The organism is Sphingobacterium deserti (assembly GCF_000757725.1).
In the GTDB taxonomy this organism is placed as follows: domain Bacteria; phylum Bacteroidota; class Bacteroidia; order Sphingobacteriales; family Sphingobacteriaceae; genus Sphingobacterium; species Sphingobacterium deserti.
Genome location: NZ_JJMU01000060.1, coordinates 1 through 19,706, shown reverse-complemented (window position 1 = coordinate 19,706; position 19,706 = coordinate 1). Strand labels below are relative to the sequence as shown.

Annotated in this window: 12 protein-coding genes; 1 reads left to right on the top strand and 11 read right to left on the bottom strand. The window is 47.2% G+C overall.

Translation table 11 applies throughout. From position 1 onward, the window contains the following. Positions 1 to 412 (top strand): LacI family DNA-binding transcriptional regulator (locus DI53_RS15475; RefSeq protein WP_037501715.1); only part of this gene is annotated, 412 nt, incomplete at its 5' end. Here the strand turns inward: DI53_RS15475 and nagA are convergent. The 11 genes from nagA to DI53_RS15420 form a co-directional block, all read right to left on the bottom strand. Next, positions 397 to 1,587 carry an N-acetylglucosamine-6-phosphate deacetylase gene (nagA, locus tag DI53_RS15470; RefSeq protein WP_037501713.1) on the bottom strand — a complete coding sequence of 397 codons (1,191 nt, stop codon included), beginning with the start codon at positions 1,585 to 1,587 and terminating at the stop codon, positions 397 to 399. The two genes, DI53_RS15475 and nagA, sit on opposite strands and share 16 nt — an antisense overlap. Positions 1,588 to 1,596: 9 nt before the next feature. Further along, positions 1,597 to 2,895 carry a sugar MFS transporter gene (locus DI53_RS15465; protein WP_037501720.1) on the bottom strand — a complete coding sequence of 433 codons (1,299 nt, stop codon included), beginning with the start codon at positions 2,893 to 2,895 and terminating at the stop codon, positions 1,597 to 1,599. A 126-nt stretch (positions 2,896 to 3,021) separates the two neighbouring features. Beyond that, positions 3,022 to 3,753 (bottom strand): glucosamine-6-phosphate deaminase, encoded by a 732-nt coding sequence (locus tag DI53_RS15460; RefSeq protein ID WP_037501711.1) that lies wholly within the window; start codon positions 3,751 to 3,753, stop codon positions 3,022 to 3,024. A gap of 24 nt (positions 3,754 to 3,777) precedes the next feature. Further along, positions 3,778 to 5,214 carry a Gfo/Idh/MocA family protein gene (locus DI53_RS15455; RefSeq protein WP_037501710.1) on the bottom strand — a complete coding sequence of 479 codons (1,437 nt, stop codon included), beginning with the start codon at positions 5,212 to 5,214 and terminating at the stop codon, positions 3,778 to 3,780. A 27-nt stretch (positions 5,215 to 5,241) separates the two neighbouring features. Next, positions 5,242 to 7,149: an alpha/beta hydrolase family protein gene (locus DI53_RS15450; RefSeq protein ID WP_157836788.1), complete on the bottom strand. Its 1,908-nt coding sequence runs from the start codon at positions 7,147 to 7,149 to the stop codon at positions 5,242 to 5,244. Continuing rightward, positions 7,139 to 8,686 carry a SusD/RagB family nutrient-binding outer membrane lipoprotein gene (locus DI53_RS15445; protein WP_037501706.1) on the bottom strand — a complete coding sequence of 516 codons (1,548 nt, stop codon included), beginning with the start codon at positions 8,684 to 8,686 and terminating at the stop codon, positions 7,139 to 7,141. The genes DI53_RS15450 and DI53_RS15445 overlap by 11 nt, the downstream gene beginning before the upstream one ends. Positions 8,687 to 8,698: 12 nt before the next feature. Further along, positions 8,699 to 11,788, bottom strand: a complete 3,090-nt coding sequence (locus DI53_RS15440; RefSeq protein ID WP_037501704.1) for a SusC/RagA family TonB-linked outer membrane protein — start codon at positions 11,786 to 11,788, stop codon at positions 8,699 to 8,701. Positions 11,789 to 12,055: 267 nt separating this feature from the next. After that, entirely contained in the window at positions 12,056 to 12,886 is an 831-nt protein-coding gene (locus DI53_RS15435) for a metallophosphoesterase family protein (protein WP_052072463.1), read from the bottom strand. Further along, positions 12,886 to 14,688: a RagB/SusD family nutrient uptake outer membrane protein gene (locus DI53_RS15430; protein WP_037501701.1), complete on the bottom strand. Its 1,803-nt coding sequence runs from the start codon at positions 14,686 to 14,688 to the stop codon at positions 12,886 to 12,888. The genes DI53_RS15435 and DI53_RS15430 overlap by 1 nt, the downstream gene beginning before the upstream one ends. An 11-nt stretch (positions 14,689 to 14,699) precedes the next feature. After that, positions 14,700 to 17,942, bottom strand: coding sequence for a SusC/RagA family TonB-linked outer membrane protein (locus DI53_RS15425; protein ID WP_241462447.1), 3,243 nt, complete (start codon positions 17,940 to 17,942; stop codon positions 14,700 to 14,702). Positions 17,943 to 18,072: 130 nt separating this feature from the next. Beyond that, positions 18,073 to 19,107 carry a FecR family protein gene (locus DI53_RS15420; RefSeq protein WP_169741998.1) on the bottom strand — a complete coding sequence of 345 codons (1,035 nt, stop codon included), beginning with the start codon at positions 19,105 to 19,107 and terminating at the stop codon, positions 18,073 to 18,075. Positions 19,108 to 19,706 lie beyond the last annotated feature (599 nt).

Genomic DNA, 19,706 nt, shown 5'->3' with positions numbered 1-19,706 from the left:
TACCGCGCTATCAGAGGCAGCAATTCCTATCATTGAGGAGTATATTGTGTTTTCTGACTTTAGTCAGCAGGATGGACAAGCGGATACGGAAAAGCTCCTCGCCTTACCAAATCCACCGAACGGCATTTTTGCTGTGAACGATCGGAAAGCGGTGGGCGCAATTCAAACATTGAAACGCGCGCAATTGGCTGTCGGCAAGAGCGTCGGTGTCATCGGGTTTACCAACGACCCTATAGCAACGATTATAGAACCCAACCTGACTACTATCGAAGAACCTGCTTTCGAGATCGGTCGGCAGAGCTGCCGTTTATTGATAAAGCATATCAAAAACCGCAGCTTTGAAGCGCACGAAATCGTACTCCCTTGCACCCTTATCGAACGCGATTCGGTGGGTTCTTATGAGGCCGAATAGACCGTGCGCCCGCCCACAATTGTTTTATTAATGTTGATATGTTCATCAAACAAGACCAAGTCAGCCCGCATACCTTTAGCAATGCAACCTCGTTCATGATCTACACGCAGCAGCTTTGCAGGATTTAGCGTTAGCATCTTTACGGCGTCGACCAGACTTACGACGCCCGTAGCGAGCATCGTCCGAAGCAATCGATCTGCAGTGCCGACACTTCCTGCAAAGGATGAACGGTCTGGCAATTTAGCGACGCCATCCTCCACAATAACAGGCAAACCGGTGTCAAGCCCACCCAGAATACTATTCCCTTCGGGCATACCTGCTGCACGCATGGCGTCGGTAATCAGGGTAATGTGATCGACGCCCTTCACTTTGAGTATAAGCTTTAAGAATGGATCGGGAAGATGCACGCCATCAGCGATGATCTCTACATCAATTTCATCAAGCAATAGACACGATTCAATAGCGCCAGCATAGCGGTAAGCATTTTTCCGGATCATTCCTGACATGCCCGAGTAAAAATGGGTAGCTAGCTTATACCCGCTTTCCAACCCGCGAAGAATATCCTCATAAAGTGCATCTGTATGCGCTAAAGCCAACAGAATACCGGCATCGGTAACAGCTTTCCCAAACGCATCCGCGCCAGGCAATTCCGGTGCCGCACTCCATCGCGCGATCAAATGACCATACTTCTTCAGGATAGGCTGGTATTCATCAGGGTCTGGATCTCGAATATATTTGGGGTCTTGCGCCCCCCGCTGGTTCATGGCAAAATAAGGACCTTCTAAGTGTAAGCCTAGAAATTGCGCCCCTCGGATGTTTTCTTTGCGCGCTTGCTCGTATACCGTGAAGGTGTTCCACAGTTGTTGTTTGTCGCTCGTCAGCGTCGTAGGCAGCATCGCTGTCGTACCGTACCGCGCATGCGTTTCGGCCACTTGCAAAAAAGCATCTACGCTATTATCCATAAAGTCTGCCCCACCGCCGCCGTGCACATGAATATCAATAAAGCCCGGCGACAGGTATTGCCCTTGCGCGTCCCAAACTTCGCCAAGCGAATCTTTTTCAGAAGCAACAGATTTTTCTTGGATAGCGGTGATGATACCCTTGTCAAAGATAAGCGTACCATCTTCGATAATGTGGGATGGCGTTATGATGTTCGCATGTATAATCGTAACCATAGCATGATTTTAAGTTGACCACGTTCTGTAGCGATGACCCCAAAACGCATAAAACACAATATAAGCAAAACAGGGCACTAATACCCAATAGGCATTCCGTTCGCTGCTGACATCAGCCATCCAGCCGTAAAGCATGGGAATGATCGCATTCCCACTGAGCCCCATAATGAGCAAAGCGGACCCTTGCTTGGCGAGATCCCCCAACCCGTCCAATGCCAAAGGCCATATACCGGCCCATATCAACGCATTCGGCAAACCAATTGCTATCAAAAACCAAATGGAGCTATCAAGGTTCATCCCGGCCAGATAAACAGGGACATTTGTTAAGCAAACCAGTAATGAAAAGGTAAGGCCAAGCAAGGAGCACAAACGCAACATTAATTTCTGTTTCACAAATCGCGGGATCAAGAAAATCCCAAATAGGTAGCCCATAATGGTTGCACTGAGGGTATAGGATGGTAGCGCTTTTGCTTCCAAAAGTGATAGTCCCATGGCTCCGGCATAATTGATAACCGTATCAATAGCGATGACTTGCGTACCGACGTGTAGAAATATGGCTATCGCACCAAGAACAAGATGTGGAAACTGCCATAAGCTTGTCCGCTTTTCGCGTTGATCTTCGGTCTTTTGCGAAATCTCGGGCAATGGCGAAAACCAAATACATACACCGATCAAGAATAATAACATCGCCAATACGCTATATGGAGCCACCACGCGCAGGATCAGCTCGTCCAGCACAATACCGCGTTGCACATCTTCCAGCAGCGGAATTTGTAGAAACAGCTCTTGATCGCTGGCGCGAAATACGGCCCAGGAGAAAACTAAAGGGGCTAAGATCCCAGCCCCTTTGTTGCATATGCCCATTATACTAATCCGTTGTGCAGCACGCTCCCGATCACCAATCAGGGTGACATAGAGATTAGCAACCGTCTGCAAAATGGCCAAGCCTGTGCCCAGGGTAAAAAGTCCCAGCAAAAAAACCGGATACGTACGCCCATAAGCCGCTGGCACAAAGAGTAGCGCCCCCGCCGCCATAATCCAAAACCCAATGACGATGCCCCGCTTATAACCCACTACTTTTAACAAGTACGAAGAGGGCATCGACATCAGGAGATAAGAGATGTAAAACGCAAAAGCAACGAGATAGGATTGGAAGTTGGTCAACTCGCAGGCAATCTTGAAATAAGGAATGAGTATGGCGTTTACCCAAGACACAAAGCCAAAGGTAAAAAACATCATTCCTAAAATCCCTACGCCGATCCAGTTATCGCGCTTGGCTTTCGCCGTCAAAAGCTGCTCATTTTTCATTCTTCCATTACATTTCATGCGTTGGTTGCGCACACCGTTTGTTTTTAAATAACCATCCGCCATCGGGCAGATTCCTATGTATATGCTTCCTGTTTGACGCTTGGCAATCACTATTATATCATCTTCCTATATTAACGAAGCGGATTCCTTATCGAGATAGCAGACACAATCCGGGTGTTGCTGTAAAATGCTGGCCGGATTTAAATTGCTCACCTCACCTTGCAAACAATCCTTTACCGCTTGTGCCTTCCGCTCATCAGGCACGGAACAGATGATATGTTTCGATTTCATAATTTGTTTAATGGACATGGATATGGCCTGTAGCGGTACTTCTTCTAATGCACTGAACCAACCCTCACCCAACTGCTGTTGCCGACACTGCGTATCGAGGTCAACAACGAGGTAGGCCTGCTCATTATCAAAATCTGCTGGCGGATCGTTAAACGCTAAGTGGCCATTTTCTCCAATGCCCACGAAGGCTACGTCAATAGGATGCGCAGCTATCGCTTTCGCCAGGCGCTTGCATTCCTCCTGCGCATCGCCTTCACCATTGATCAAAATTGCTTCCTCTAAAGGCGATACCTGGTCTAAGAAACGTTCCGTCAGGTATTTTCGGAAGCTGGCTTTGTGCGCGATAGACATCCCGATATATTCGTCCAAATGGAACATGCGCACTTTCGACCAGTCTATGGTCTTATCCGCTACTAGCGTTTCAATCGTTTCAAACTGGCTTTGTCCTGTTGCTAGAATGATATTTGCTTCCCCATTTTTTTCTATCGCCGCTTTGATTTGTTGCGCGCCTTTTTGTCCGGCCGCCTTCCCCAGCGCCTCGCGTGTTTCGTAAGTTTGAATTTCCACAGTTTTATTCGTTTAGAATTTCTATTAATTATTGTTAATCACCTTTGTCGTTCCGCCCGACTCTAAATTTATTTCATGCACCTTATTTTCTTTCCATCTGCCCATCGTGAAATCTGGAATAGCGATGGGTTGCGAACCGTTGGCCACGGACCATTCGCTTAAAGGGCCTATCACGCTCCAGGAGGCCGCATCGTACACATCCATATCTACAGGAAGCCCATTTCGCAAGCAATCTATCAACCGCCAATCCATCATAAAATCCATTCCGCCGTGCCCGCCTATACGTTTTGCCAATTCTCCGATCTGCTTCACGATATTGGGCGTGTACTGCTCTTCCAATTTTCGCATAGCTTCCTCATCCAAGAAATCTTCATGCCCAACGGCGATCTTCCCCGGCAGCGGATACTTCTGCGCGAAGGCTTTGGTACCGCTTACCAAATGAATCCTTGAATATGGTCGTGGCGTGCTCACATCATGCTGCAACATCATGGTGCTACCGCTGCTTGTTGCTATCGATGATACGTTCATGTTTCCGCGGAATGGCTTATCGACATAAGCCTGAAAGCTTTCATCAGTCGCCGCCACTTCTTTAGCTTTTTTTCCGAGTGAGAAATCCCTTGACGCCATCGAGGTCATGTATTCCATTTTATCACCGCGGTTAATCTTCAGGATCTGGCAGATGGGGCCAATCCCATGCGTAGGATACAAGTTGCCATTGCGCTCTGCGTTTTCTTTTAAACGCCATAGATCGTAACGGGCGTCCTTCTCAAAAAAGCTGTTCAGGATATCATGGATGTAGGCGCCTTCGCAATGCACGATGTCCCCAAAGAATCCTTGTCGCGCCAAGTTGAGCGTGAGCAGTTCAAAAAAGTCGTAACAGCAGTTTTCGAGGATAACACAGTGCTTTTTCGTTTTTTCGCTGGTCATCACCAGTCGCCAGCAATCTTCGACGGTTGTCGCCGCGGGAATCTCTAGCGCTACGTGCTTGCCATGCTCCATAGCATACACCGCCATATCCGCATGAAGCGCCCAATGGGTCGCCACATAGATGAGATCAATATCCTCCCGATCGCACATCTCCTTCCACGATTGCTCACTGTCTGCATAAACCTTCGCTTCATGGCTTCCGCCAACAATCCGCTTTTTAGCCTCTTCGGCCTTCTCTGGCCGAACGTCACAGATGCCTTGAATGTCCACAGCATCGATTCTACTCATGCGTTCCACGGCGGCGGCGCCTCTGTTTCCTACGCCGATAAAACCTAAACGCACGCGTTCCAACGCGGGCGCGCGGTAGCCAGACATATTAAAAATCGGCTTGTATTCTTTTTGAGCCTCTTTTAAGATAGTTGCTAGTGTGCCCTCCCCTTGTTCATGGTCTGCTACCTTACATCCATTCGCAGCGACCATGCCCAGTCCCGCCATTGCAGATAACTTTAAAAATGATCTTCTATCTGTTGCCATATAAATAGTTGGTTGATTTCGTTAAACTCATTTTCGTATTTTATTTTTTAAGGATGATGTCCAGTCGGCTAGATCGTCGATCTGTTTGCCGTGCACTGCTTGCCCAGCGCTATCGATAGGCTGCTGTATGAGCACTGGTATGTCGATCAGCGCCCGTAACATAGACACATCGCCCCAGCTGATAATACCGGGAATATGTACAGCCATATTTAATGGCTTTGTTGCTAAATCCGTTCGCTGTGGCATCAGGCTGAGCGGCAATTCCGTCAGCTTCATTTGCGCTGCGCCGCGATAAAGCGCTTGATAACAAAGTGCCGCTAGCGTAGTCTCCCTGTTCGCGATGAGCTGTATAACTGCCGATTGCTTCTCACGAAGAAAGTCTACCACGAGCCGAATCTCAGACACCCACCTGCCGACCAGCGTTTCGCCCAACCACATCAGGGTACGTGCTAAACTATGGAACGCCGGCAAATCTTCGTCCAGCGCAGCCATTGGCACTGTTTGCTGTGCGCGAACACCAAAAACGTCCATCAGCACGACTGTCCCTTCATAGGTTGTAAAGGACACCATTTCTTCTTCGCTAATCGAAGCCATCCCCATTGCCGGGAGTATTAATTGCGTTGGAAGGCTTGGCGTACCCTCTTTCGTTAACAAGTGAAGGTTCTGTTCATCACTTGTCGTGAGTATGATCTTGCTCCAGCCAGCTCTACCAGAAACTGTATGTTCAACATGGTCGATGGCTAGATTGTCATCAACGTTCAAGGATTTATGAAGTGCTGTCAACAGCACATCTTCAACAAGCTCAACTTTGCTCATTAGGTAAGCCCGCATCTGCTCATGTCGATCTTGTACGTAATCCATTGTTCCCGCTAGCGTGAAGTGAACTTCTAAGGGTATCCGCGCATTGAGCGTTGCGCGCTCATTACGGCTATAGGTGTCAGCAGCTCCTTCGCTAGGCCAAGCGAATTTTTCGTTAAAGAAGTCTAGTGCTTCCGCCTGCATGGCGACCGAGAAATCGTGTCCCTCGTCAAAGAGCTTATAGCTAAGATAGGAATTGCCAAATTTGTTCACTTGTTCCGCATGTGCTTCTTCGTAGGCGCGGAGCATCTGCGAAGGCTGAAAAGCAGGAATATCTTCGCGAGTAGCAGATAGTATGTGCACACATCTCGGAGCTATGCGACTGAGCAGATCTTTTGCTTCCAGGACAGCTAAGCCATTTGGCAATAACTCGCAAACGCAATTTCGCTGTAACAGATAACCTTCAAAGGTGCCTACACTGACTACAGGCACGGCCGCTTTTATCCGCTCATCGTAAGCCGTGATCCACAGTGTTTGATTGCCTCCTCCGCTTGCTCCGACAGCGCCAATACGGCTTGTATCTACGAAGGGCAAACTGCAAAGTAGATTGATCGCTTGCTTGTTGTCCAGCAGCTGCACCGCGAGCAAGGATGTCCCTACATCAAAAAGTGCAGCGCCCAGATTTCCGCCATGATATTCTTCTTTCTGCTGGCTTCCACGCTCCCCTCCTCCCCAAGCATCTATACACAGTACGACGTACCCTGCACGTACCATACGCTGTGCCATCTGCTGCACAATATCGCCCGCCTTTCCGCCATCCCAGTGTCCGTGGCTGTTTAAGATGGCAGGAAACGGACCGACACCTTTTGGTATGTAAAGATTAGCCGGAAGGAAAACTCCGTTCTGACTTTGAAAAACGAGTGTACGAATGGCGTAGTCTGTATGGTCGGTTTCCCGCAGCACTGCTGTTTCGAGCGTTGCCAGTGGCATCTCATCAAGCAAAAGCAAATCGTTTAAAAGCGATGCCATAGATTGCCTCTTGCCTTTCCATTTGCGTTGCGTTATTAGCTGGGCATATTTTCTATCTACCCAATGCTTCAATTCCGCAAGTTCCGGCGCGCCAATATCAATCCACATCCCACCACAGTTTGGTAGCCGCATTGTCGGTACCGCCAAGCAAAGCCCGTCCGCGTTGTAATTCGGTCAGATTATTCGTTTGTTCGGTTAACGGATAAGGCAGGCGGTTTATAAAATTACCGACAGGCAAATCAGCATTGTTAGACACAATTAAATTATACATGGCAGGGTAGCCCGACCGGCGAAACTCTGCCCAAGCCTCCATGCCGTCCGGAAAAATAGCTAACCACTTTTGCACGCCAATCTGCGCGCGCTGTACCGTCGCATCGGCAGACCAAGCGATGGGCGTGGTACCTACTGCCGGCGAGTTATGAAAATCTTCCGGAGCAACGGGTGTACTTCCTGAAGCGATGTACCCCTCAACCGCGGTACCATCGTTTATTCCCCATTGCGCCATACTGGTGCGTATCCCTTCTTCGTAAAGCTGACGGGCGTCCCCGCCCATATTCCAGCCATTTAGCGCACCCTCGGCACGCAGGAAATACGATTCTGCAGCTGCCATGACGTGGAAGCGTTGTACAAGCATACCCGTCGGCACATCACCGTTGTACTGCACCCAGTAGGTTCCAATATTGGAGTTGGCAGCGGCTTGATTCCGAACATTTCCTAGATCCGCGGCGCTTATCCCATTCCGCAGGCTGCTGTAGGTACGGGTAGCAAAGCTAGGTTGAAAGTAAATCGCTAATCGTGGATCCTCATATCCTTTCAAATAAGATGCTATTGTAGAACTCATCGAAAATTCGTTCCAAGCCCCGACCTGCGACAAGCCATTCGTGTCGTTTCCATTTAGAGATTTAAGTAACGATGCATTTTGTTCATTCCCGAGCATCACTCCTGCTGCTACCGCAGCCTCAGCTTCTGCCCTCGCCCGCGTGGGATCTATTTTCGAAATGCGCAGCGCTAGGCGCAGACGGAGTGAATTGGCAAAGGAAATCCAATTTTGGATATTACCATCATACATCAGTTCGTACCCTTGGTAGATCCGTGTATCGGCTGGCAATGCCTGCAGGGCATCTACTGCTGCTCCGAGTCGCACAAAGAAATCATCGTAAATTTGGTCCATCGCATCGTAGGGAATAGATTGTTGTGGTTCTGCCGCTGCAAAGTAGGGCACCGGCCCAAACTGATCGGTAAGGCGGTGAAAAGCATATACCCAAAGGATATTTGCCAAAGCGCTTTCGCCAGAATTGGGCTCCACGTTATCTAAAATACTTTTTAGCTGAGGTGCCGTATCTACATACACAACCGTCCAAAAACGGCGTTGCCAGTCGGGCACAAGCTGGTACCTGTCTGTGGTAAAAGATGTTGTAGTGAGGGCAAAATATTGCGCGTAAAGATCTGGGCCTAGGTTTTGAACCGTTTGGTAAAACGAGCGGTTCATCGCTGCGGAAGACTGTGCCTTCGCAAACATAAATGGACGCTCACGCTCGCCTACTTCCGTTAAATTATTTGGGTCTGTATTATAATCCTCGAAACTTTTTGTGCATCCTGTAAGCGATAAGGCTACAAAAAGCGCGTATAAGCTATGTCTTTTCATGTTCGTAGTCGATTAAAAGGTTAATTTTACATTTAGGCCGAATGTTCTCACGGCAGGCGGCAAGCCGACCTCCACCCCTTGGTAGTTTCCCGCACCCAAGGCTCCTTCCGGATCGATAGGATTATCTAGCTTTCCTAAACCCGGAATATCCAACTTCGATTTACCGCGGTAGAAGAAAAACAAGTTACGCCCGGTGAGCGATACCTGTGCTGCCTTGATGGCTTTTATTGATTCCAGATTAAATTTGTAGGTTAATGCCAGTTCACGCATTCTAACATTGGTCATATCGTAGGTAAAAAACTCTCCCCAGCCGTCCCGTCCAGCTTGTGATACCGCTGTCCAGAATTGTTGTGCAGTTATAGCCGTGGTATTCGCTTGCCCATGTGCGGTTACCGCATCGATCACCCAGTTTCCGTCGCGATGTTGCTCCGTAAAATCCGCTACACCAAAAGCGCCAAGGTAAGCCGCGGTACCTGATACAATCTCGCCGCCAATACGCGCATCGATCAAGCCACGCAAGGTGAAGTTTTTATAGGTGAAGCTATTGGACCAACCAATCAACGCATCCGGATTAAAGTTTCCCAATTTTTTGTTAGCCTCCACTACTGGCAGGCCCTGCGCATCTACGATAAATTTACCCGTAGCGGCGTCACGCGCCCAGGCGTGTCCATATAAATCGCCATAACGCTCGCCCTCATTTACTACCACCGTCGCATACCTCGCATTATCGGTGATGTTTGCCCGCTTTGTGGTTTCGTGTAATTCAATAATCGTATTTAGGTTTGTGGAAAAATTAACATCCGTCACCCACGAAAACGTCTCTTTACGGATCGGCGTCGCTGAGAGTTGAACTTCAAATCCTCTGTTTTGTATATTACCGGCATTGATATACTCCCTTCCGAAGCCGCTTGCCATGGGTAAGGCTAAAAATAATAATTGATTAATGGTATTGCTCTTGTAATAGGTTGCATCGATTGATAATCGGTTATCAAAAAACTTCATATCTAATCCCAATTCAAATGCCTTTGTTTGTTCCGGTTTTAAGTCGGGAATAGCTTTTGTTGCACTTCTTGACACAAAGCCTCGTTGTGCACCCAGCGTGAAGTTATAGAGCTGATTTAACAAATAGGGAGCAGGATCATTACCGACTTGCGTGTAGGAAGCACGTAGCTTGCCAAAATTTACCCAGCTTGGCATATTCAACCATTCGTTGAATACGACCGAAAGTCCTGCGGATGGGTAAAAATAGCTATGCGGGCTGGGCAAGGTGGATGACCAATCGTTGCGCGCAGTTAGATCAAGAAAGATATTGTCGTAAAAACCTAGCTGAGCGCTGGCATATATCGAATTTAATTGCCGGTTATACCTGTTTACCAATAAAAATTCTGGCGTAGTTGCCATCATCAGCGAAAACTGGTTCGGAATTGATAACCCGTTGGCCATATTTTGGAAGGTGTCGTAATTTCGACGAAGAAAACTCGTACCCAAGTTGTAATTTAATTGAATATTATCGGTTAATTTGTGTTTACCATTAACCAAGAGATCCAAATTCTGTTCCCAATAGCTGGTGTGTGTCTCATAGTATTTGCCACCCGTTCGCACATCGCCAAGCGAAACGGTACCATCGTAAAAAGAACCATATGTGACATCATTGTATTTATCATAACTGTAGCGTCCTAGAAAACTCAACCCCTCTGTCAGTTCGTAGTTAATGCTTCCCAATGCCGTAATCCTATCACGTACCTCGTTTACAGCTGTACGGTTTAAACTCCAGTATGGATTGTCATACAAGGTAGATCCAGACCAGTAGGCTCGCCTTGGCTGACCATTAACCGGGTTTATAGTTTCAAAATTCCCTGCTTCCTCGTCGCTCATATCCCGCGGCATGATGTAGGCTTCAACGGGCAGCCCCATATCTCCCAGCCGTGGCCGATTATCGATTTGCTGGTTCATATACGTCAGCTTGATGTCGGTCTTCAATTTTGGAATTAGTTCTGTATTCAGCCGCACATTTACCGTGTTTCTTTTCAAATCATTTCCGGGTGTGATGCCCCCGATGTTATTATTTGCGTAAGACATATAGCCATTAATTTTCTCTGTACCCCCATATGCACTTATACTGTTGTTGAAGGTGGCTGCATTCTGAAATACGTTGCGCACATTGTCAGCATATGTCGTTCCTGTTGCCCCCCAACTTTCGCCCACATTCGTTCCTATGACACCGCCATTACCTCGGCCGTATGTGTTTTGAAATTGAGCGAGCATGTTTACCTGATCCACGGAAGCGCTTCCATTGTAATCGATTTGGTAGCGTCCGGAGCGCCCTTGCTTCGTCGTAATAAGAATAGCGCCGTTGGCCGCACGGCTACCGTAAAGCGCCGCTGCTGAAGGACCTTTTAAGATGTTCACGGATTCAATATCGTCCGGGTTAATATTAGCAGCGCCGTCGCTCGTTCCATAATTCGGCGTTGTACCGGTAGCTTGCACGCCCGGCGAGTTGTCATAAGGCACACCATCCACCACCACCAAAGCGTTGTTATTTCCCGAGATAGATTTATTTCCGCGCAGGACAACCTTAACAGCAGCTCCAGGTCCGGTAGAAGAAGTAGTAACGGTGGCGCCAGCAACCTTTCCCGTCAAGCTCGTCATCACGTTTCCGCTATTATCACGGACGTCGTTTACTGCTTCGGCACCAAGTTGTTGCGTGGCAAACGTGAGTCCCCTTGTTTCACGCTTGATACCCAAGGCGGTGACGACAACTTCGCCGATGGTCTCTTGTTCCTGGATAAGTTCGACTTTCACCAGGAGGTCAGCACCTACGGCCACCGTCGCTTTGAGGTAGCCTAGCATCCGCACCGAAATAGAATCGCCAACAGCTGCGTCCATATCAATAATTCCTGCTGCTGATGTCGTTCCTGATGCATTTGTTTTGAGATTGGTCACCGTAGCGCCGGGCAGCGGGAGTTTCCCTTCGCTATCTGTTACGGTAATCGTGCGCTTTGTACCTGCTTCTTGCGCCTGAACAAAAGGAGATGATAGCAGGAGCAACACACATAAAAGCCCCCATGGTCCGAGCTCTTTTAGATAACTTTTACGTATCATAATCTTAATGGTTTATGTTATTTGATCAGTTGTTATAGAAACTGATTTACTGTAAAGGAAAGGCATAACTTACAGGATTGCAACAAATCAGCCGATTAAAAAAGCGGTAGCGTTATCGGAAAGCGGATAGTAAAAAAGCTTCGAGGCATTCGATCAGATGCAATAGACAATGCCGTATAAAAGAGTTGCGCCTGTGCTGCATTCGCTAAAAGCGTACACGGCACAGGCGCAAGCACAGCAATCCTGTCAAAGGCTAGGATGGCTACCTTATTTTACATACTTCCAGGTAAATGATTTTTTCCTAAACGTCAATGCTAAATGCCCTGGTGCGGTACCGTGAAAAGCACCATTCCACCAATTGCCGGAGACAGCGCCTGCTGTAATAAATTGTACATCTTTTACGTTAATCTCTTCGTACAAATGCATATGGCCTTGCAGCACCAGCTTTAAATTGTGTTTTTCAAACATATCGAAAACCTGCTTTTGGTTTGCAAAGGTATCTGCGCCGGTATAGCGACCTTCTAACACGGGATAGTAGACAGATAGGAAAGGCACGTGCGTCACCACGACGATTGGCCGATCTGCGGGGGTTTGTTTCAACAAATCTTTAAGCCAGTTCAATTGTTCCTCTTTCAAAGCATATTGCTTATCCAGTATTTCCACGCTATTTAACACAATAAATGTCCATCCTTTATGATCGAAACTGTAGAAAGGCTTTCCAAAAGTACCTTCAAAGACCTCAAAATCATTTTTACCGTTACGCATGGAGGCGGGCAGGCGATCGTGATTGCCAATGGCCAAATGATAGGGCTTCTTGCTCGCATCAAGCAGGTTTTTAAGCTGTTGCATACGCTCTTTGCCTTTTGGAATATCGCTTTCGTGTAGATTATCAATATCCACATTGTCGCCCCCAGTTAGGATAAAATCCACATCCTTGGGTAATCTTGTTACCCGCTTTTTCACTTCACCCAACGTGCTATCGCTATGGATATGCATATCCGTAAGGAAAGCCACGTTAAAGTCCTGCGCTTTTGCGCCCATGCTGCTGCCCAGCAAAATGCTGAGCAGTAAGCCCAATAGTCTATTTACTTTTTTCATTACCAACCGAATATTTGTTTTAAGTTATTATTTAATTGAATTTCAATCTGCGGAATTGGGCGATAATAGTATTTCGGTTCCTCGAACGTACCGGTCCGTTCAATCGTTTCCACCGTGCCGCTGTTGCCTTGTGATAAAAACACACCTACATCCTGTCCAAAGCCACCAGCTCGGTAATACACCAATTCACGCCCCAGGCTATTTTTCTCCTTTACTGCAGGAATAGTGGCCGATTCAGGAAGCAAAACAATATCTGGCACCCCGTCACCTGTCATATCATGCTGGCCAAGCCCAGAGAAATAAATGCCCTCACGCTTATTCTCCAACAGTTTTCCGAGATTCCAACGCATCAAATCGTCAAAACGAAATCCTTCAAACGCAAGTTCTACACGGCGTTCGCGGCGTACTTCCAGCACCATATTACGCTGTGTGCTTTCCACGTTCGGGTGCTTGATCGACATTGCCGGGTCGATAGCTTGTGCTAATGCTAGATCAGGCATGTCTACCCTTCTTCGCAATAGGTTGATGCTGCGGTGCAGATCTTCCTGTGTGAGCGTACCCAATTCTGCCTTTGCCTCCGCGAAATTTAGCAAAACTTCTGCATATCGGTACAATGGAATATCCAAATTTCGACGCGCTTCTACACTCAGGACATTCTGAAAGCCTTTGATTTGGTGGTAACCCGAGAAGTTTTTCGCCAGCTGCTGTACGTATAAGCCGGGGCCTTGCGCGTAGGTATGCGAGTAGATGAGTTCCCAACCCGGATAAGCATAGGACTGAGCCAATCGCGGATCGCGATCCGCAAACTCCCGCACGAAAGAAAACCGCTCAAAGCCTGGCTGACTTGAATAGAATGAGCCATCTTTCATTAAATAAGTTTGAACCAAATCGCGTAGCGGATAGTATTCATAATTGCCAAACATACCCGGCCAATCACTGGCATTTACCACGTTATTAGCGTAAAACCTCCCCAAGACCACCTCTTTATTATTATCCAAGCTTTCACTGAAAAATAAGTTACCGTAATCTGCTGATGGATTGCCCGTATTATAGATTTCATAGCCACCTTCCCGCATCATCTGGTCACTTAAGCTATACGCCTTTTCAATAAGTGCATTCGCTGTAGCCTGTAAATTCAGTTCGTTGTGGTATTTCCTATAGGTACCTTCGTAGAGCGCAAATCGGCCAAATTCCTGCATCACCACCCACTTGTTCACGGCTCCTAATGGAGCCTGCGGATTGACGTGCTGCGCCGCATACTCAAAATCTTCCAGGATCTTACCAACCACAAATTCTCGGGAATCCCGCCCTGCAAAAAGGTAATCTTGGTCGCCTACTTCCAACGCTTTATCTACCCAGGGCACATCCGAGAAGCGCTTCACCTTTTCTACGTAGAAGCGCGCACGGAAGTATCGTCCCAACCCCTCATAATGTGCTTTTTCCGTTTCGCTGATCTGTGCTTTGCCCATATTTGCCAAATAGAAATTTACTTTGCGTAGCTGCTCCCAATCGTCATGCCCCCAACCTGTCGTGATGGTCGATGCTGTTGCATTCCCGGCCATAAGGTTCTTGACTTCAATGTTTCCGGTGCTGCTGGCATTGTCTGTTGTGGCGTCTGCCTGGTAGATTTCTACGCCTGGAAAATCATACAGCCCCATGATGAAGAGGTCTAAATCATTTGCGGTGTTGAAAAAGCTTTCCCTATTTATTTCTGTCTCCGACATGCGATCCATAAAATCATCGTTGCAACTGCTGCTTGCAAAAAGTAGGGCAAAAAGGGCTGTTTTTATATATCTGTTCATGATGCTTTACATTAAAAGGTTACTTGAATTCCACCGGAGAAGCTACGTTGAAACGGATAGGTAAGGCCATTACCTACGCGCTCTGGGCTTACCTGTGGATCGGTATAGGTGTTTTCATTTAGGGTTTCCGGATCGAAGTAGCGTTTAACGGCCGACCATTCGATCAAGTTTTCGCCGCTTAGGTATAGGCGCACATGGCTAATTTTAGCTCTTGAAGTCCAAGCTTTGGGCAAGGTATAGCCCACGGTCAAATTCTTAAGCCGAAGATAAGCCGCATTTAGTAAATAGTTTGTTTGTGGAATGGCCAAGCCTTGTGCCTGATCTATCCGCGTTCCGAGGTTCCTGTCGGCCAACCAAGATTGCAGAACTGGATAGGTGGCATCTAGATTTTGATCTGCAAGACCTAAATTCAAGTAGCTCTGCGAATGGCGAGCGCGTTCTGCATCGGTGTCTGAAGTCGCACGGTAAAAGTCTAGCAAATGACCATAAAAGTTGCCATAGGGCTGTTGGTAGACACCCCAGTATAAATAATCGATGGGGTAGTAATCCCGCTTCGCAATGCCCTGAAAAAATGTCCGCAGATCAAAGCCTTTCCAATCCGCAGATAGGTCAATACCGAATTGATAGCGTGGCGTGGAGTTGCCTATGCTTTTTAAATCTTTGGTATCGCCTACGGTGTATCCCTTTTCAATAACACCGTTACCATCCTGATCTACATATTTAGGCCATCCCGGTACAATGGACAAAGCTCCCCAAGGAATAATACTCGATTGATCAAGTGCGGCAATTTCCGCGGTATTGGTGAAAAAGCCGTCGCTCTCTAAGCCCCATATTTCCCCCATGCGCATTCCTTTATAATAATTCGTAATACTGTTATTGGGATTGTCAAAGCGGGTAATTTCCGAATAGGAATCAGAGAGTAATACTTTTGCGTTAAAACCAAGCGGCGATCCGGCCAGTTCAAATCGATCTTGATAAGATAGCGTCAGCTCCCAGCCATTCGTCCGCAAATCTGCCGCATTTTCGTTAGGCTCAAGCGCGCCCAGTACATTGGGTAGCTCCCGCCCCATCGTGAGCATACCCAAGGTTTCCCTCGTGTAATAATCAAAACTCGCCGACAGTTTATTCTTTAAAATAGCCATATCTAAACCAACGTTTATTGTATTAACCTCTTCCCAAGTGTAATTTGGTGAAACCAGTGGGGGCACATCGATATATATGGCCTGTGCGCCGCCAATAAGGTATTCGGAATTCTGCTTCGCCATGGAAGCGAGGTAACCATAGTTACTTACGGATTGATTACCCAGGGCGCCGTATGAGGCGCGAAGCTTCAGCAAGTTTATCGCGCTGACATCGCGAAGAAAATTTTCACGATCTAAACGCCAGGCTACAGAACCCGAAGGAAAGAATCCAAACCGCTTATCCTTGGGGAAGCGAGAAGATCCATCATAGCGCCCGTTAAATTCCACAATATATTTATCATCATAGGTATAATTTAATCGATAGAAAGCGCCCCGTAACGCATAGGTGTCTATACCTTCGCCAACATTGGTTGTACCCGTCGCAAACTCTATCGTCGGGTAAGTCTCCGAGATTAACCCTTGCCTACGCATATCCAACAGCTCATAGCGGAAGCTTTCTTGGTTAAACCCCAGCACGGCCGCTATCGCATGTTTGTTAAATGTTTGTGCATAAGTTCCGAAGATGTTGTATACATTGTAATAGGAAAATCCCGCCTCACGGAAGGCTTCGCTGGTTCCTTCTTTCCGCACATCATCCGGCCCAAAACCTATGTTATACTGGGTTCGGTATTCGTTTCTGTTCATCGAATTACGCTGGAACGTATAGTCTGCGTTAATCTTGAACATGTTTTTAAAAAAGCGAAGCTCTGTATTAAAAGTTGACTGTACATCCATTCGCTTTATATCGGCCTTTCCACCATCAACCATCTCCGCAGCAAGGCGGCCTACGCTGGTATTTGCCCAGGTGCCATCCGGATTCTTGTCATAGCTTGTTGGGAACACATTATAAATAGCAGCTAAATCCATGCGAGATGGCGACAGTCGTCGTGTACTCCCAATCACCGTATTGTTGCCAAACGAGATGAAATCAGCCAGTTTATAGTTCACTTTTGCCCGCAAATTATACCGATCGAAGTAGTCATCTGTTAATATTACCGGCGAGTTTTGTCGGTTATAGCTGCCACTAAGGTAGTATTGTACCTTTTCGCCGGCGCCAGAAATCGATAAATCATGCGTCTGCGCTGAATTCCAGTCCGAAAGAAAATAGCGCGTCCAATCCCGATCGCCCATGTACTCCCACGATTTGCTGTCGGATGGGTTTATACGTACACCTGGTATAGATGGGTCGTCCGAACGTTCCTTTGCGTATTGGTAATGCTGGTCGGAATAATTTACGTTGTTCCAAGGCGTATTGTCTGTAGATGTTTGCAACAAGCGGGAAAATACATACGGATCCGTTATTTTATCGGGCATTACTGTCGGCGTATTCCAGGTGAAGTTATTGCTGTAGCTGACCTTCGCATCGCCCTTACCCACCTTCGTCGTGATAATGATAACCCCGAAGGAGGCACGTGCGCCATAGATCGCCGCAGCCGATGCGTCTTTAATGATCGAAAAGGACTCGATGTCTTGCGGTGCGATACGAATGAGCTCGGCTGTCGTCACCGGAACATTGTCTACCAAGATCAACGGATCGCCACCATTGATGGAGGTGATCCCTCGGATGTTGATATTGGGTGTAGCGCCGGGTGCGCCAGAGTTAAACTGTACGTTTAAGTTGGGCGCAATACCTTGCAACCCCTGTGCGATGTTGGATATAGGACGGCTTTCCAATACCTCGCCACTTATATAGTCCACGGCGCCAGATAGGTTAACCTTTTTTTGCGTACCATAGCCTACCACGACCACTTCATCCATATCATTTAAAATAGGATCTCGCAATTGTATCACGACGCTGGAGCGCTTGCCCTCGGATACAATATACTGACATTCCTGTTGAGGTTGTAAACCGGTGAAAGTTACCTGGATACAGTAGTTGCTATCAGCTACTAGACTTGCAAAAACCGCTTTTCCCTGCTCGTCGGATAAACCTATTCGCTTAAAGTTATCCAGTTTACTATTCGATAGCGTAATTGTGGCATTTGGTAAACTTTTGGACTCCGCGTCCTGCACGATCACCACTACTTGGCCCGTCTCTTGGGCGAAAGCCCAGCTCGCTAAAGACAATGTCATTAGCAGCAGCATTATACCTTTCCTTGGTATACTGTTCGTCAAAAATAATCGCATATTCATGTTAAAAATTGTGCATAATAAAGTCCCACAACCCAACTTTGGGCTGTTAATCCTATTCGCTTTTTATCTGTTAATCTACTTTATGGATCGTGTATTTATTTTCTTCTTTATCCCATTGCATTGTGAGATCATTCGCAAGGCAAATGGTATTTAAAATCTGCTCGATACGATGCTGATGATCGTAGCTCCCATAGAAGGACATGCCAGCCAATTCCTTTGCTGAGAATATGATCGTCGTTTCATAGAAAGAGGCCAGTTCGGGCAACACTTCTGTTAACGGTTTGTGGTGAAAAAATAGTGATGCTGCTATAGGTTGCTTTATTGGCTTTGTTTCTGTAGCGACTTTAATTGCATCTAGTGGTTGGACCTTCTGCATCTGCTCCTCCCAATGCTGGCCTGGCTTCAGGTAGGCGAGCAGGACTTCCCTCCCATCCTGTTGTTGCTCTTTAATAGCCACCTTCCCCTCTAGCAAACGAATGCGTGGTTTGGATCCCTTGCTTGGCTGCTCCACCCAAAAGGATGTTCCAAGTGCGGTGGTCACTATATTAGCCGATACTACAGAAAATGGACGTTTTCTATCGTGCGCGACGTCGAAGAAGGCTCGGCCTTCCAGTGTCAATACACGTCTGTATGATTCAAAAGGCACTTTCCATGTCAGTCGGGAGTTGGCTAGTAAACGGACGCGCGTGCCATCCAAGAGGTAAAAAGTGCTGTCCCGTCCAGATGTATTCAAAACGCTGTATTCCTCTGGAACGGAGATCTGTAAAGTACGCGCCTTGCTGAAATTCATAGCTGTATGATTGGTCTTTTTGTCATCATGCAATAGCCCCCGTCCTCCAAATGCGATTAACAGGATGGAAGCCGCCACGGCTATAGCCTGCCGATAGCGTGGCATACGACGCACGATCCTTGACTCGTCAGGTAGTAGGCGTTCATCGATCCTACGTTTCAATGCAATCTTTCTTTCTTCGAGCATGGTAGTTTGTCTGTCGGAAATATCCAGTTGCAGCATCCACTGTTCCAAACGGAATTTTTCATCCGCGTCGAGCTGCCCCTTCACATACCGATCAATTAGTTCCTCCAATTCGCTTTTTTTGTCCTGCATACATCTTATAGTTGCCGAAATCGCCAAGGGTACCATCGGTTTTACATTAAGAGTAAATGAAGTTTATGTGAAGTTAAAGTGAAGGTTTTTTAATAAAGGATAATTTTTTTTTGCGGTTTGGCCTCCGCTCTAACCCTTCCGCCGCATGCCGCTGTAGGGCAAATACTTTGTAGGGTAGTATGATTTTTTAAACGGGTTGTCCGACGCTAAACCCTTCCGCCGCATGCCGCGGCAGGGCAAATACTTTTGGAGGGTAATGTAGTTTCTAAACGGATTGTCCAACGCACAACCTTTCCGCCGCATGCCGCGGCAAGGCAAATACTTTTGTAGGGTAATGTAGTTTCTAAACGGATTTTCCAACGCTAAACCCTTCCGCCGCATGCCGCGGCAGGGCAAATACTTTTTTAGGGTAATGTAGTTTCTAAACGGATTATCCTACGCTAAACCCTTCCGCCGCATGCCGCGGCAAGGCAAATACTTTTGAGGGGCAAAAGTATTCAAAACCCCGTCGCTTATTTTTGTTGCATCCTTATTAGATAGTGCACAGGCAAATGACTACAGACGCAACAAAACTGATGCGACATTTCGTTTAATTAAGG